The sequence below is a fragment of the Aeromonas sp. 96A genome (genome assembly GCF_051919165.1).
Lineage (GTDB): Bacteria > Pseudomonadota > Gammaproteobacteria > Enterobacterales > Aeromonadaceae > Aeromonas > Aeromonas veronii.
This window is the reverse complement of record NZ_JBQBFE010000001.1, coordinates 1,875,687-1,890,886: the sequence shown is the minus strand read 5'-3', so window position 1 is coordinate 1,890,886 and position 15,200 is coordinate 1,875,687. Positions and strand designations below refer to the sequence as shown.

Genomic DNA, 15,200 nt, shown 5'->3' with positions numbered 1-15,200 from the left:
TGACAATAACCCCTATGATAAGTCCTCATTTCAGATAACCAAGAGGTTTGCCATGCCCCATCTTCGTTTTCGCGCCGTGACGCTCGATACCCTGCAACAGGTGAGTGGCCCGCTGCTGGCCGAGCTTTGCGAGCTGACTGGCGGCAAGCCGGAGTTTGTCACCATGGAGCGGGTGGAGAGCTGCTGGATCCGCTACGGTGAGCCTGAGGTGGGTTTTCCGTTTGTCGAGCTGCACTGGTTCGAGCGGCCACAAGAGATGCAGGACGCCGCCGCACGCCTTATCACGCGCCATTTGAAACGGGTGCTGGGGGAGCAGACCTATGTGGTGGTGCAGGTGATCCCTCTGGTCAAGAGTGCCTACTACAGCAATGGCGAGCACTATTGAAGAGAGGGACAAACCAGGTCGGCGGGACGGGTGACGTCGCTACCCGGCTAACGCCACTTGGGCGGCAGGATGCTTATCGTCAATCACGGGATCAGGCCGATTTGGCCAGCAGTTTATCGAGCCAGCGAGTGGGCAATACCCGTCGTAAGAAGGCAAACAGCCGGGTTGGAGTGGTCACCGGATAGCGCGCTTTGGGATGGGCGTGGGTCAGCGCATGGAGCAGCGGCGGGATGCAGGCTTCGCTTGGGAGGGTAAAGCCGCTGGTGGCCCCCTCTTTTTCCAGCCGCGTCAGGGTCTGGCGGTAGGCCGACTGATGACGGCTCTGGGCCGGATCGATGTGCCGCAAGAAGGCGCTGCGGGCATTGGCACGAAAACGGGTATCGATGGGGCCCGGTTCAATCAGGCTGATATATACCCCGCTACCCGCCAGTTCGAGGCGCAGGGTATCGCTATAGCCTTCCAGCGCAAATTTGCTGGCGTTGTAGGCGCCGCGATACTTCATGGCAACCAGTCCCAGAACCGAGCTGTTCTGCACTATCCGCCCCTCTTTGGCCTCCAGCATCGGCGGCAGCACCTGACGGATCAGATGGTGCCAGCCAAACAGGTTGGTATTGAATTGTTCCCTAAGCGCCTCGGTGGGCAGATCTTCCAGCGCCCCGGGTTGGCCATAAGCGCCATTGTTGAACAGGCCATAGAGGCGTCCGCCCGCCAGATGGAGCGCCGCACTGGCACCCAGCTCGATGGAAGCAGGGTCCGCCAGATCCAGCTGTACCGCCAGCAATCCCTGTTGCTGCAAACGGGCCACATCTTCCGCCTTGCGTGCCGAGGCGATCACGGTAAAACCGTGCTGCCCCAGCGCCTGTGCGGCGGCGAGGCCAATACCGCTGGAACAACCGGTGATCAGAACAAAACGGGGCATGATGGCGTCCTTGTGACTGCTGACAAAAGCGTGTGGGTAGGTGAGCGGGTAAAATTCTTATCCGGCTCGCATGTTAGCTTGCCAACCGGCAAAAAGAAAACCGGGCCAAGTGGCCCGGTTTGCTGACATCGTATTGCCTGATTACATGATGGTAAACGGAGCAATTATGTGGAACTTGACGTCACGCTCGGAGGTAAACATGTTGGGATAAGCCCAGCTACCCAGTTCATCTTGCTTGTTGTTATAGTCGGTGAAGTGCAGTTTGAACAGGGTGCCTTTCAACTTGCCATCTTGTACGGTGTACATGACATCGAAGTTGGCAGCCCACTCTTCCCCATTTTTCAGACCTGTAGTGGGATTCTCAGCATCCCAACCATAGGCACCGGATACACCAACTGCCCAGCCTGGCGCGCCTACAAGATCATCCAGAGAACGTGTTACGCCGGCGAACAATGCCTTCTCGTTGTGGTTGTTCCAGTCAGAGCGGGAATCCCACCAAATTTCGTTGGCGCCTTGAGAGTTTGCGTAACCTGTAGTCAAGCGAGGCAGGTAGTTACCTAAAGCCCCTTCCGCTTTGGTCCACAGCCCTTCCAAGCGGAAGCCATATTGGGCATAGTTCCATGCAGCAGTCAAAGCTTGCTGCCATGCCAGCCCATCGTAGTCATTGTTTTCGGTTTCAGAGCCGTAGAATTGATAACTGGTAGAGAGGCCGCCTAGCACGTCAAACTTGTGAGCCAGTTTGAAGTGGTAGCTGTCCATATAGCCTTCGGACTGACCGAAGGAACCAGTCACGGCAGTGCCATTTTCGAAGGTATAACGAGCAGCTAAACCGTGGATATAGTCGATGCTGTTTTCATCGCTAAATGCTGAACTGCCCGCATACATAGTCTTTTTAGAGAAACCAGCAGTCTCTTTAAACCACGGTGCTTTGTATTCATCGGCAATTGCGTAAGTAAGGTAGAGACCGCCAAAGTTGCCTTCGACTTGGCCACCACGATAGGTACCTGGTTGATAGGACCAGTTAACACCGATCACACCGGGAACGTAAAGCTGGGTATAACCACCTTTTGCGGTGACGCCAGTGTTACCAAAATTGAACTTAAGCGCGGCATTAGACAAGCTAAATCCATTTTCGGATAAATTATCCATTTTTTCGCCCCATTGTCTGCCAATGAAGCTGAACTCGTTTTCTTCGTTAACACCATTACTTTCATCGATGGAGAGATCGTAGGCACCAAATCCACCCAGATCCAGACCGATAAAGTTCCACGCATAACCCGAGTTAAAGTTCAGTGCGGCTTGAGCGGTACCATGGCTAAGATTGGAATGATATTTTCCATCGCCAGTAGCGCCACCTTGGATGCGCTGACGATCACGCTGGAAGTAGAACAGACCGCCGGTCAGTTTGGAGTCTTTAACGAAGGTTTCATAGGACTGGCCGTATTCCGGGCTCATCATGTCCTGAGCTGCCAACGCCATACCGGGGGCGACCAGAGCGGCTACCACAGCGGCACTCAAAGCGGCGCGCTTGAAGATCACTTTTTCCATTTTTATTGCTCCTGATTTTATGGACTTAGCTTTTTTTCCGGCAGTTGGCATCGGGCCTACCGCTCGGTATTGGCATTGCAATCAAAACCCCGAAGGGCAAAAAATCTTGTCTTGGCTACCTGCAAACCCGGATGTCTTGGCACATCTGTAGTTGGCAGTCCTGATCATCACATGTTGTTTTTTTATGTTCCGATTCTTGGCTATCGGACAACCCCAAGAGTACGTTCGCGGTGCGAAATATCAATGAAAAGTTCCCTCAACGTTTCAAAAGTATGACCGAGTGCAAATAATCATGGGCAAGGTCGTAAACAGCCTCATGGCAGGTATCACGGTGATGAGAGCGTTTTCTTGAGGCTGCGGCCAGCGCCAGTGCGGGTTTTCATCCGGTACGGGGGAAGAGGTGTCAGTTAACCTGCCGATAACAGATAATTTTGTGCTACAAAAAAACTTTCCCTCTGGTCGAGGGAAAGTGATCTGGTGAGGATGTGGGGCAAATAGGGGTCAGCCTTGCTGGCCGAGGATGCGGGGGATCTGCTGCGCCTGATGGTGGATATGGGAGGAGACCTGCACCGAGAGCTGACTCACCTGACGGGCATGCTGATGGATACGGGCGATCAGATCGGCAAAACTGGCCAGCTTGTGTTCCTGACTTTTGGCGTTGTCGGCCCCCTGCAGGGCGATCACTGCGGTGTTGCGGGCGATCTCCCGCACCGCCTGGGTGGTCTGGCGCAGTTGTTCCGCCTGCGCCCGCTGGCGGCTTGATTCGCTGGTGATCCGGTTCAGTACAGTGCCAAGTTGTTCGCCGGATTGGGTCAGGCGCCCCAGAATATCGGTGATCTGGTTGAGGGATTGCTGGGTATTGGCCGAGAGGTGGCGCACTTCATCGGCAACCACGGCAAAACCGCGTCCCTGTTCCCCTGCGCGGGCCGCTTCGATGGCGGCGTTGAGGGCCAGCAAGTTGGTCTGCTGAGCGATATGACCGATCACATCGACAATGGCCGTCACATCGACAACCGAGCGGGTGAGGGCTTGCAGCGCCTCATCGCTTTCGTCAATCGCCAGTCCGGTCTGATGAGTGGCGTGTAGCATGCTCCCCACCAGATCTTCGCTCTGGCTCATCGCCTGTTCGTTATGGTGGGCATGCTGGGCGATGTCGGCGGCGACCTGATGGACCTCTCCGGCCAGCTGGTTCAGCTCATCCATCATCTGGCCGCTCTCGTCGACCACCTGTTCGGTGGTGCGGGTGCTGTGGTGGATCTCGTCAACCTGACTGACCATCCCTTGCAGACTGAGGGATACCGCTGACAGCTGCCCCTCTTTTTGTTGTTGGTCCAGTTGCAGGCGACCGATCAGCCGATTGTAGCTGGCAACAATATCGGCCAGCTCGTTGCGATCGCGCCCGTCAGGCAACGGCTCGGCCTGCCCCGTCTGATCGAGTTGCATAAAAGCTCCGCGCAGTCGCAACAAGGGGGTGAGCAGCCAGCGTCGTTGCACCAGCGCAAACAGCAGGGCGACTATCACCAGACAGAGCGCCAGCGTGCCGAGGATGGTGGCCAGCTCCTGATTGACGGCTTGCCGTTCGCGGGCAAGTTGTTCCCCCATCTGTCTGGTCGCTTGCAACATGGCCATGATGTCTTGCTGCACGGTCTGGCGGCCAGCCTGTTGCTGTTGTAGCGCCGTGCGGCTGTTGGCCAGCTCCTGCGGATAGCGGCCCAGCAGCGAGCGTAATTCGCTGCGCGGTTGATCTCCCAGCTCCTTGCGTACCGGCTCCCCCAGCGTGAACTCATCGGCGGGAGCCTCTTCATACAGGCCGATCAGCGGCAAGGCTTGCAGCGCTTGCGCCTGTTTTTGCAGTGCCTCCAGCTCGAAGCGGATCCCTTCGAGCAGCTTTTCATTGCCCTGCTCCATATAGCTTTGGCGCAAATGGGCGAGGCGCGGCAGGCCCGCCAGGATCTCGGCCGCACCGCGGCGATATTGTTGTGCCGCGGCAGATTGTTCCGTGCTGGCGCCTTGCTCCCCATAGCGGATCAGCGCCATGGCCTGGCTGCCCAGCTCACTCTCAGCATTTTGCAGCAGCAGCTGGCTGTTGCCCGAGAGCTTGCCTGCGGCCTGATAGTCGTGCGCGATGCGCTGCGCCATCTGTTCGAGTTGCTGTCTGAGCGGGGCCGCCACGGCATCATCCTGAGCGGCCAGCGAGGAGAGCGCTTGCTGGCGGACCTTCTCCGCTGCTGTCAGTTGTTGCGGATCGCCGCTGTTGAGGTAGTCACGCAGGCTGTTTTGCAGGGTCACGGTTACCAGTTGTTGCAGCGTCTCGTGCTGATGCTGGGCCTGATTGGTATGGGCAAGCTGTTGCCAGCCGTGGTAGAGGGCCAGCGCCTGTCCTCCCGCAACCAGTAACAAAACAAGGGAGGATAGGGTGGCGTAATGGGCGATTTTCACGGGGTAATTCCTGTCAACACAGACCATGGGGGAGCGTGGCCAGAGCCTAAACAGGGATGATGGCGTTTTTATGACAGCACGGTCAGGTAGCCCTATCTTGCCGGCTTAACTGGATGGGGATACCTGAGCGCTGTTGCGTTGGCCAAGCATACCGAGCAGGGCGCCTCCCATGATAAGTGCACCGGCCAGCAGATGGCGCGAGGTCAGCGTTTCTCCATTGAGCAACACCAGCAGCAAGGTGCTCAGCAGAGGTGTCAGGTAGGCAAGGGCACCGATCCGGCGTGGATCGCCGTCTCGCAGTGCCAGATACCAGGTCACAAAGGCCGCCCCCATAGGGCCCAGCGCCAGCCCGATGATGAGACACCAGTCACTGGTGGGGATCTGCGCGAGCGGCAGGGGCCCCTCCAGCAGACGGGCAAGCAGCAGCGCCAGCAAACCCGCGGGCAGACAGGCTGCCGCAGTGACCACGGCGGGGGCTGGCGGCAGACGGCGTGATAATACCGAGTAGGCTCCCCAGACGACAGCTGCACCGAGCGCCAACAGGTATCCCGGCAGATAGGCCTGCTGCAGTTGCAGCTCGCCATCGACCATCACCAGCATGGAACCCGCCAGACCAAAGGCGCCAGCCAGCAGGTGATGGGCATGGAGTGGATGGCCGGGCAACAACAGCGGGGTGAACAGAATGATGCAGAGCGGCCAGAGGTAGTTGATGAGGTTGGCCTCCAGCACCGGGGCATGGCGAAAGCTCATAAAGAGCAGCAGATGGTAGAGCTGCAATGCCGTAATCGTCACCAGCCAGGTAAAAGGGCGAGCACGCCACTGGCGCCAGAACGGCAAGGCCCCGACCCCGCAGAAAAACAGCACCAGCCCGACCAGCACCAGTGGTGACACGCTGGTGACCCGTGACGTCAGCGCCGCCAGCGAGGCCCACAGCACAATGGTCAGCAAGGCAAAACCGGTGGATCTATCCCACCAGGAACATCCGGACATCCAACACTCCTTTGCAAGATGAAACAGGGCTTGGCCTCAAAGACAAGCCGAAGAGAAGCAGTCTATCAGAGAGCGCATGCTCTGAACGCAGAAAGGAGAGGGTCATTACGGTTGGATGGTCGGATTCATTGTCGCCAAAAACGACCAAGGGGTTGGCATCATCACGATGTCAACCCCTTGTTTTATATGGCGCTCCCGACTGGAGTCGAACCAGTGGCCTGTCCCTTAGGAGTCTAGGTGTTATTAGTTTCATATAGAATCAGTTGGTTTTATATGAGATTATATTTTGATTAAAAACAGCATGTTACATAATATGTTTGTATCCAGTGGTTTCATGAAGTCTCACTCCAATGCACTGCGTTGGAGGGGTACAAGGAGGGGTACGGATGGCGATAAGTAAAGACTTGGAGGTCTCGTCACTCAAGCCAGTTGAAGGGGTTAAAGTGAAGCGCTATGCGATTCAATCGAAGCATGGTGGTGGGCTCAAGATAGAAATCCGTGAAAGTGGCCTCAAGCGTTTTGTATATCGCTTCAAGATTGGTGGTAGTGAAGGCGAATTGTTGCTGGGGAGTTACCTGCCCTGACTCTGGCTAAAGCTAGAGAGGAGCATGGGAAAGCCGTGCAGCTTGTGAAGCGGGGCATTGACCCCACCAAGTTTGCGGCACAAGAAAAGGCTAAAAATGAAACGGCTCTGACGATGGATGAGTTACTCGGACGATGGCTCGATGCGCAACGTGTTGCTCAGGTCGTCAAACCCAAAACCCTCCAATGTCATCAGGATCGTTGGAATCGTCATCTCAAGAAGACCTTGGGCAATATTCGCTTAATCGATCTGACTCGTGCCCACTTGGCACAAGCGTTAGAGATAACTAGGCGCGCAACAAAAGACGAAACCCGTAAGGGGTTGGGAACGCTGAATCAGATGTTGGATTATGCGGTGGTTCACTGCCTGATTGAAGCTAACCCGGCAAGGCTATTACGGCCAAAAGATTTTGGCGCCAGCGCAGGGGCTCCAAGAGAGCGTTGGCTGACTGTCCCCGAATTGCGCAGGTTATGGAAGGCCATTGATGAGGACTTGGGGAGCGGCGGCAGCCTGGCTGCTGGGGGACGGGGCGTTTCTCGCCATGCTACTATTTCTCTGCCTGCAGCGAATGCGATCAAGCTATTGATACTGACCGGATGTCGGCGTAGTGAAGTCGCCAATATGCGTTTTTCACAGATCAAGGATGATATATGGACCATACCAGAAACAAAAAATGGTAGAGCTCATACAGTCTTTATTTCTCCTCAAGCAAGATCAGTAATTGAGGAACAGGGGCAGTATGCCAATGGTGATTTCGTATTCGAATCTGATCGTCCAAAAAATGATGAAATAGAGCCAATTTTAGTCGACTCAATTACACGAGCACTAAGACGATTCATTGCCAGATGTTTAGCTGATATGGAACCATTTACTGTCCATGATTTACGGCGTAGTGCGGCTACTAACTGGGCGGAAAGACTAGATATTGAGGAAAGAGTGATTGAGCTTTGTTTGAATCACACTCCTATTAACAAACTGATTAGAACTTACCATCGTTCACGGCATACCGAGAAAACCCGCCTTGTATGGATTAATTGGGGCCGACTGGTAGCCGATGAGGTGATGCAAGATCCTGCTGCTGAAGCAGCATTCAAGAACGTTGTGAAAGTGAGTTTTAATAGAAAATAAGTGGCTATGATAATGCTGAGTGATGGACTAAACTATTAAATAGTTTAGTCCATATTGATTTTGTTTACACTGAATTAACTTTAATAATCTCTAAATTGCCCTCAATGGTTTAAATTAAATCAAAACTGGTGGATAATTCAATTTTTATATCTATTCAATTGTGGAATTCAAGTTATAGCAATTTTCTCGTACTCAGCCCTGATCAGCGCCTCAACGATTTTATTTTTATTTTCATTTCTAGCTAAGCTAAGTTTATCAAGAATATCGCCAATATCTTGGCTCATGTTTATACTGTATTGTTTCTTATCTTTGTTTTTATCTCTGTATTTTCTCTGGCTCCATGATTTTTTCATGGTGAGTGCAATAAGTTTTGAGCTATCCTCATTGAATGTTCGCGTCACATCAAAAAATGAAATAATATCATCTCGAACTCCAATTGAGCCTCGAGGTACTAGCGGAATATAATCTGACCTAGTACCACGCAAGTAATCATACATCCAAGGGATTTTTTGCTTTTCATCTTTTTTTAGCCAATGTGTGATTTCTTGATTATCTATAGCATATGAAGACGCCTGTTTTATCTTCTCTAATATCTGCAATTTATTAACTTTGTCAATTTGCAGTCTATTGATGCAACAGATAATTAAAAATACACTTATATTCCTGTTTGTGATTTCGTTTACTCTCACAACTCTTTGAATATTATTCGGCTGTACAGTTTCACCAAGTTCAAGCTTGAAATTATAGTTAAATATTCCATTAGGAGTGCTTTCAAGTATTAAATGACTTAAGGTTCGCCAAATGTAACAAAGCAATCGAGTGTTTTTATCATCTATCCAAGAGAGGTCATTGTTGGAAATACAATTTCGGGAATATTCTTTGTGGAGTATTTTTATAAATCGGTCGAGGTTAAGTGGTGAATCGTCTCTAATATGATTTTCAGACATGAATTTTTGGGCGTTAGGTTCTAAGCTGGCTCTTGATAGTTCGTTTTCAAGATTCTCAGCTGTAGGAATTATGCATACTGAATACGCATTTATTTCACATGTTCTATACCAAAGATAATCAACGAAGTATCTGTCGAGTAACTGTGTTCTGATAACTTTTCCATCCGCCCAGACTGCCATATTTTCACCCCAATAACTTAAAACTACATTGTAGTTTTTATTGTGTGTTTTATGTGCGTTTCATGAGTGTTTTTTGTGGGGTTTTGTGATGCATTTCACGTGTTTTTTATGTTTGGCCTGGTGCAGGCTAGTGTCAACTGGTGTCTGGGGTGTCTGGGGTGTCTGGGGTGTCTAGGGTGTCTGGCTTTAAGCTCCCTATGTATCTGATGGTTTGGTTCCTGATCTTGTTTGGTGTGCTATGAATTACTGTGTGTGTCAGTAAAGTTATTTCTTCATGAGTTTATCACACAAAGTTCAGTGGAGGCTGGGCTTTATTATTCAGTTGTGGGAGGTAGTAAATTTACTCTACTAATTAATGAGATTGAGATTAGAACGGTTAGATAGTGGTTTTCTTCGGATGGTAATTTTTCACATGAGGTCCTTCGTTATGAAGAAATAACGGAGAGATAACATGAAGTTGATTAAGCTGAAAGAAGTCATCGAAATGACTACCTTATCCAAAGCGACAATTTATCGCTTGATGAGTAAGGGGGAATTTCCAGGTGCCATTTCTTTAGGGCCTCGTGCGGTCGCTTGGAAGCTGTGTGAAGTAATTGAATGGATTGATTTGAAGGCATCTGCCAGATAGGAGGTATCGAGCTAAGTTCAGAGTAAATTTTTTGTCTTAATGCTCGGCATTATCGAGCGCTTATCGAAAATAACCAAGCTTTTCTCGGCGATTTAGAATGTCACTCAGTTCGGTAATAGTATTACATATACACACAAGGTGTATAACAAGGTAGAGGGGGTAGGAGATATATCGAGGGTGAGAGTGATACACCATCAGAGTGTATCAAAGGGTATGTGAACGAGAACATGTTATATATACACATCGTGTATACCAATCAGATGCACATCAGGCTTGTACATCAGATATAAGCCATTAGCTGTATAGATCTGCATAACAAAGTATATGTAATGCACAGAGTGCTAAATGCAGGTTGGTATATCAACCTAGTGGTTTGATAAGAGAGAACAGTATCAGTTGTCCGTAAAGTTTTACGTAGCAATCCTCATTAATTACGATAAGTGAAGTCACCTGAGTATCTAACCAACGGGTATAGGTATTCCATGCGTGCTATAGGAACTTATATGAAATCAAAATTCGGGTATCATTTAATAGCCGACGAGCTAGAAAACTTACGAGTTGTGGCTGAGGCTAAGTATGGTTCAATATCTTTTGAACAGTTGAAAACATCCGTGGAGGTAATCGCTAACTTCTTGAATAAACACCCACGAGTGTTTGCAGTGCGTGTTGACCTACGCTTTCCCCAGATACCAGTTATGGATGATCCGGACATGCCGACAAGTTTTCCACCGGAGGTAGAGGAGGAAAAGGTTATTAAGCGCTTTATAGCTTCACTAAAAAGCCACATACAGGCGGCACGTCACCGTAAGGGTAAGACGGGTAAACCATTCTTCTTTGGATTTATCTGGGTGAAGGAGCAAGTAACGAGCCAGCACCCTCATTATCACGTGGTGCTACTATTTAACCGAGATGATTACGGTCATCTTGGGGATTACTCTAATTTCGATGGAGATAACATGGCTACGCGTATCAGTAAAGCTTGGTGTAGTGCATTGAGGCTCGCATACCCTGATTATGCGTCTTTGGTGCATTTCCCTGATGATGCAGAGTATCGATTTGATCGCCGAGATGCTGACCTGCATAATGAGAAATTTTATAAATTCTTGGAGAGGACAGCATATTTATTTAAGTTACGCTCAAAAGTAAGAGGCAGCCGTAATTTTGGGCGTAGTCAACTGATAAGGTAATCTTTACACTGGCGTTGTTTCCCAAATCAATCATCAAGCAGAAAATGCCCCAGCCCCTGCGACCGCTACACTCGGGGCTTTCTGACAGGTAGGCCAAGGGTATTCATAGATGGTCGCCCCGGTTTGCCAAGCCCTCAATCAATGAAAGTGAGTTAGGTTGAGATTGCAGCCATAGATCCGGATTTCACCGAGGCAACAGCCCCTATCCCTGATGGAATTCACTGACTGGCTCCTCTATCAGCTAAACGCACTTATTAGTGCCCTGTGTCTGTCGGGTTTTGCCAGTCACGGTCTGACCTGCCTCGCCATCACGTCATGATCGCCCGTGCAATCGGTGATACTTTCTAACGCTGGTTGTTAACTCGATACTTTGTCACGCTTGCGATGAAACACAGTTCTTGTGCTGACTATTGAGCTTAGGCCGCTACTGCGTAATCAGCATCGTACTCGCGCTCATGGGCAAGTAATGCCCAGATGATGCGTGCATTCTTGTTGGCCAGTGCCACTACCGTTACATTATGGTTACGTCGCTCCATGACCCCCGCAAGCCAGCTTCCTGCGTACTCCGTCTTACGCTCAGCGACCCGGAGCACGGCGCGAGCACCGTGGATCAGCAGTGTGCGTAAATAGATGTCACCGCGTTTGCTTATCCCCAATAGGGTCGGCTTGCCACCGCTGGAATGTTGCTTGGGTACCAAACCCAGCCAGGCTGCTAGCTGGCGGCTATTTTCGAACTGCTTTGCATCGCCGATAGACGCAACCAGTGCACTGGCCGTGAGAGGACCAATACCTGGCATCTTAGCCAGCTTCTGACTTGCCGAGTTTTCTTTGTGCCAACTCCAGATCTGCTCTTCCAGTTCATTCACCTGCTTGGTGAGCTCTTTGAGGTGCTCCCCTAAACGCTCAATTAATTGACGAAAAATTCCGGGTAGGTCGTTCTCTGCGTCCTCCAAGATCTCGGGCAATCGTGGGTTAATGTATGCAATACCTTTAGGGACAATGATGCCATGTTCAGCCAGCATGCCCCTGATTTGATTAGCTTGTGCCGTTCTGGCTTTGACGAACCCTTGCCTTGCACGATGTAGCGACAACACGGCTAACTGCTCGCCATTTTTTATTGGCACAAACCGCATATTGGGTCGGGTGACGGCTTCGCAGATAGCTTCTGCATCCGCAGCATCGTTCTTGTTGGTCTTCACATAGGGCTTCACGAACTGCGGCGCCATCAGTTTGACAGTATGCCCCATTCCTTGCAGTTTATTGGCCCAGTAATGGGTACTGCCGCATGCCTCCATGCCGATCAGGCTAGGAGGAAGATTGCTAAAGAATGAGAGCATCTGATCCCGCTTCAACTGTCGCTTGAGGACCGTCTTGCCTTGTTGATCAACGCCATGTAATTGGAAGAGATGTTTTGCCAGATCGATGCCGATAGTCGTAGCCTTCATGGTGGTCGCCTCTCTCATCAGTGGGAACTTACATTCGCCACTTTGGCACTCTGATGCCATTTTGGGGAGGGGCGACCATCCCATTAGCTATAATCGGGGTCACAAAGCGATACGTTCCTCAACTTGAACAGGGAGTCGAGTAACCCGCTGAGTGATGCTGACAATCCCCTTGAGCATCAGGAAGGTCGAGATGCTCTGATCAGTGCAAAGCTGGCTTTGGCCCCTTCGTCCGTGATGGTCATGGTGAAACAAGTTGCGCATGGCCTCGGCATCAACCCTGAAGGTGAGTGAGCCACGGTTAATCAGAAGCTTGTAGCATTTAGGCCAGTTGGGGATGGGGAGAAGCGTTTTGCTCATAATGAAGAATTGAAGGTGAAGGTCTCCCTGTAATTCGTCCCATTCAGCCGCATCGATTTGGGCTACAACACCGACTAGTGGGAATCATTCGGTACTAACAGTACCTCAATCCCTGCATGACGCAAGCCAGTCAGCACTTCTGCAGGCAGTGAATCATCGGTGATCAGGGTATGAATACGTGTGGTATCGATGATCTTATGCAGACTAGAACGACGAAATTTGCTGGCGTCGGTGACTACAATGATCCGCTCTGCTACTTGACACATGCAGCGATTAAGGCGTGCTTCGTCCTCGTGATGAGTACTGACACCACGTTCGAGGTCGATGCCATCCACCCCGAGAAATAGCAGGTCAAAATGGTAGTTTTGCAGGGATTGTTCGGCCTGCGCACCATAAAACGAGAGTGATTTTCGGCGCAGATGGCCGCCTGTCATCAGCAGATCTACCCCCTCCGCCTCAAGCAGAGCATTGGCTACATTCATTCCGTTGGTCATCACTAGGATCTCCTGATGCTCGCGTAGATGGCGAGCTACCTCCAGAGTTGTAGTGCCCGAATCTAGGATAATACGACACCCAGGCTGTACTAGTGTGGCCGCCAGTGCGCCTATCCTCTGTTTGACCGGCGTATTGAGCACGCTCTTGTCGGCAATGGTCCGCTCGGGCACTACTTGATTAGGTTCGCACAGCAGGGCACCCCCATAGGCGCGTACCGCGACTCCTTGCTTTTCGAGGAAAGCCAGATCGTTACGAATTGTGACGGTTGAAACCTTAAAATGTGTTGATAAATCATTTACTTGCACACTTCCATGGCTACGTAGTTGTTGGATGATACGCTCACGGCGCTCACTGGTGCCGATGGGATTTTTCTCGGTAATTTGCATTATTCCGCTCTGTCCGTATTAGTTGTCCTGTCTGCACATGGACTTTCACTTTATTGCATTTTGCGTATTAACGCTTAGTGGACAATCCAAATCAAGTCTTGGCCTTGCGCTTTGTGACAAAAAAATCACTTCAGTCAAAGTCCTTTCTTTTCCTTTTGTTTTTCGTGATCTGGTTCATAAAAAACATGTCATTTCATTTCATTTCGTTTTCATTGGGTTTATCTTTTTAGAAATGAAATGAAATGTCACGGCTGGTTTTTCGATGGCCTTGGAGGAGAAGTGAAAGGTATCGCTCAGTTAATAGAAAGAAACAAGAATGGGGAAGCAGTTGGCATCACCTCGGTATGTTCTGCTCACCCGTTAGTGCTGGAAGCTGCATTAACGCTGGCTAAGAGAGAAGGAAACGTTCTGCTGGTCGAGGCCACCTCTAATCAAGTGGATCAATTTGGTGGCTATACCGGTATGACACCAGCAGATTTTCGCGAACGTTTATATCAGTTGGCAGATCGCTGTGGTGTTGAGCGTGAGATGGTGATCCTTGGTGGCGATCACTTGGGTCCAAATCGATGGCAGGGACTTTCTGCTTCCGAAGCCATGGCACATGCAGAAACGCTTATTGCCACATATGTGGCGGCAGGTTTCAAAAAAATCCATCTTGACTGCAGTATGGCTTGTTCAGATGACCCCTTATCACTCAGTGATGAAGTGGTTGCCGAACGTGCAGCTAGGCTTGCGGTAGTTGCTGAGCGTACTTGTTACGAGAAGTTTGGGCGCTGCGACCTGATTTATGTAATTGGCACCGAAGTACCCGTTCCTGGTGGGGCGCATGAAGATCTCTCAGAACTTGCGGTAACAACACCTCAGGCTGCGCGTTATACATTGGAAGCACATCGAGCGGCCTTTACTCGTCATGGTTTGGGGGATGTATGGTCACGGGTCATTGCGTTAGTCGTGCAGCCGGGCGTTGAATTTGATCATACGAGAGTGGTTGATTATCAAAGTGGCAAGGCTATTGGCTTGAGTCTGTTGATCAAGGAATACCCCCACATGGTGTTTGAAGCCCACTCGACGGATTATCAAACACCTCAGGCTTACCAGCAGTTAGTACGTGATCACTTTGCAATTCTCAAGGTCGGGCCTGCACTCACGTTTGCTTTGCGTGAAGCGTTGTTCTCATTGGCTGCTATTGAATCGGAATTAGTGACTGCTAGTGCTTGTTCAAGACTACGTGATGTGCTCGAGCAGACCATGTTAGAGCAGCCTGGATATTGGCAAAGCCACTATCAGGGGAGTCCTAATGACAGACGTCTGGCTCGAGGTTACAGCTATTCGGATCGGATTCGTTACTACTGGCCTGAGCAGCGGGTAGATGAAGCGTATGCCTGTCTGTTGGCCAATCTTGAACAAGAGCAAATTCCATTGCCACTGCTGAGTCAGTATCTACCAATTCAATATCAAAAAGTGCGTGCGGGACAGCTTTCTGCAGATCCCCACAGTCTGATTCTTGATCAGGTTCAGGAAGTGCTGCGGCACTATTCTCGGGCTTGCTGTCCCCAGCCTGAAATGGCGATGTGAGGTATTAC

General features: G+C 50.6%; 13 protein-coding genes and 1 pseudogene. 6 read left to right on the top strand and 8 right to left on the bottom strand.

From position 1 onward, the window contains the following. The first annotated feature begins 52 nt into the window (after window positions 1–52). Window positions 53–385: a DUF1904 family protein gene (locus ACTG2W_RS08515; protein WP_106842332.1), complete on the top strand. Its 333-nt coding sequence runs from the start codon at window positions 53–55 to the stop codon at window positions 383–385. A 91-nt stretch (window positions 386–476) separates the two neighbouring features. Here ACTG2W_RS08515 and ACTG2W_RS08510 read toward each other — a convergent pair whose 3' ends face one another. From ACTG2W_RS08510 to ACTG2W_RS08495, 4 genes are all read right to left on the bottom strand, one after another. Beyond that, window positions 477–1,304 (bottom strand): SDR family oxidoreductase, encoded by an 828-nt coding sequence (locus ACTG2W_RS08510; protein WP_005338730.1) that lies wholly within the window; start codon window positions 1,302–1,304, stop codon window positions 477–479. A gap of 141 nt (window positions 1,305–1,445) precedes the next feature. Then, a complete protein-coding gene (locus ACTG2W_RS08505; RefSeq protein ID WP_040068554.1) occupies window positions 1,446–2,852 on the bottom strand; it encodes an OprD family outer membrane porin in 1,407 nt (468 codons plus the stop codon). Between the two features lie 501 nt (window positions 2,853–3,353). Next, on the bottom strand, window positions 3,354–5,291 hold the full coding sequence (locus tag ACTG2W_RS08500; protein ID WP_128836359.1) for a methyl-accepting chemotaxis protein: 1,938 nt from the start codon (window positions 5,289–5,291) through the stop codon (window positions 3,354–3,356). Window positions 5,292–5,396: 105 nt separating this feature from the next. Next, complete coding sequence (locus ACTG2W_RS08495; protein ID WP_128836358.1) at window positions 5,397–6,281, bottom strand: DMT family transporter; 885 nt, start codon at window positions 6,279–6,281, stop codon at window positions 5,397–5,399. Between the two features lie 386 nt (window positions 6,282–6,667). On the opposite strand from ACTG2W_RS08495, the gene ACTG2W_RS08490 reads away from it, so the two are divergent. Beyond that, window positions 6,668–6,865: a hypothetical protein gene (locus ACTG2W_RS08490; protein WP_440016168.1), complete on the top strand. Its 198-nt coding sequence runs from the start codon at window positions 6,668–6,670 to the stop codon at window positions 6,863–6,865. 35 nt (window positions 6,866–6,900) lie between these two features. Next, the gene (locus tag ACTG2W_RS08485) at window positions 6,901–7,992 is read left to right on the top strand and encodes a tyrosine-type recombinase/integrase (RefSeq protein ID WP_440016167.1); all 1,092 of its coding nucleotides are present in this window, start codon (window positions 6,901–6,903) and stop codon (window positions 7,990–7,992) included. 167 nt (window positions 7,993–8,159) lie between these two features. Here ACTG2W_RS08485 and ACTG2W_RS08480 read toward each other — a convergent pair whose 3' ends face one another. Then, window positions 8,160–9,119 carry a hypothetical protein gene (locus ACTG2W_RS08480; protein ID WP_245147381.1) on the bottom strand — a complete coding sequence of 320 codons (960 nt, stop codon included), beginning with the start codon at window positions 9,117–9,119 and terminating at the stop codon, window positions 8,160–8,162. A gap of 451 nt (window positions 9,120–9,570) precedes the next feature. Between ACTG2W_RS08480 and ACTG2W_RS08475 the strand changes: the two genes are divergently transcribed. Together ACTG2W_RS08475 and ACTG2W_RS08470 are read left to right on the top strand one after the other, a co-directional pair. Next, window positions 9,571–9,747, top strand: a complete 177-nt coding sequence (locus ACTG2W_RS08475; protein WP_245147382.1) for a helix-turn-helix transcriptional regulator — start codon at window positions 9,571–9,573, stop codon at window positions 9,745–9,747. 503 nt (window positions 9,748–10,250) lie between these two features. Next, window positions 10,251–10,934 carry an inovirus Gp2 family protein gene (locus ACTG2W_RS08470; RefSeq protein WP_421308846.1) on the top strand — a complete coding sequence of 228 codons (684 nt, stop codon included), beginning with the start codon at window positions 10,251–10,253 and terminating at the stop codon, window positions 10,932–10,934. Between the two features lie 416 nt (window positions 10,935–11,350). On the opposite strand, the gene ACTG2W_RS08465 is transcribed toward ACTG2W_RS08470, so the two are convergent. The 3 genes and pseudogenes from ACTG2W_RS08465 to ACTG2W_RS08455 all read right to left on the bottom strand — a co-directional run bounded on the left by ACTG2W_RS08465 (window position 11,351) and on the right by ACTG2W_RS08455 (window position 13,617). Beyond that, the gene (locus tag ACTG2W_RS08465; protein WP_245147384.1) at window positions 11,351–12,379 is read right to left on the bottom strand and encodes an IS110 family transposase; all 1,029 of its coding nucleotides are present in this window, start codon (window positions 12,377–12,379) and stop codon (window positions 11,351–11,353) included. A gap of 86 nt (window positions 12,380–12,465) precedes the next feature. Continuing rightward, window positions 12,466–12,736, bottom strand: a pseudogene (locus tag ACTG2W_RS08460) (transposase); the annotation flags it as partial. 74 nt (window positions 12,737–12,810) lie between these two features. Then, window positions 12,811–13,617, bottom strand: coding sequence for a DeoR family transcriptional regulator (locus ACTG2W_RS08455; RefSeq protein WP_245147385.1), 807 nt, complete (start codon window positions 13,615–13,617; stop codon window positions 12,811–12,813). A gap of 279 nt (window positions 13,618–13,896) precedes the next feature. Between ACTG2W_RS08455 and kbaZ the strand changes: the two genes are divergently transcribed. Then, complete coding sequence (kbaZ, locus tag ACTG2W_RS08450) at window positions 13,897–15,192, top strand: tagatose-bisphosphate aldolase subunit KbaZ (protein WP_167566996.1); 1,296 nt, start codon at window positions 13,897–13,899, stop codon at window positions 15,190–15,192. Window positions 15,193–15,200: the final 8 nt, after the last annotated feature.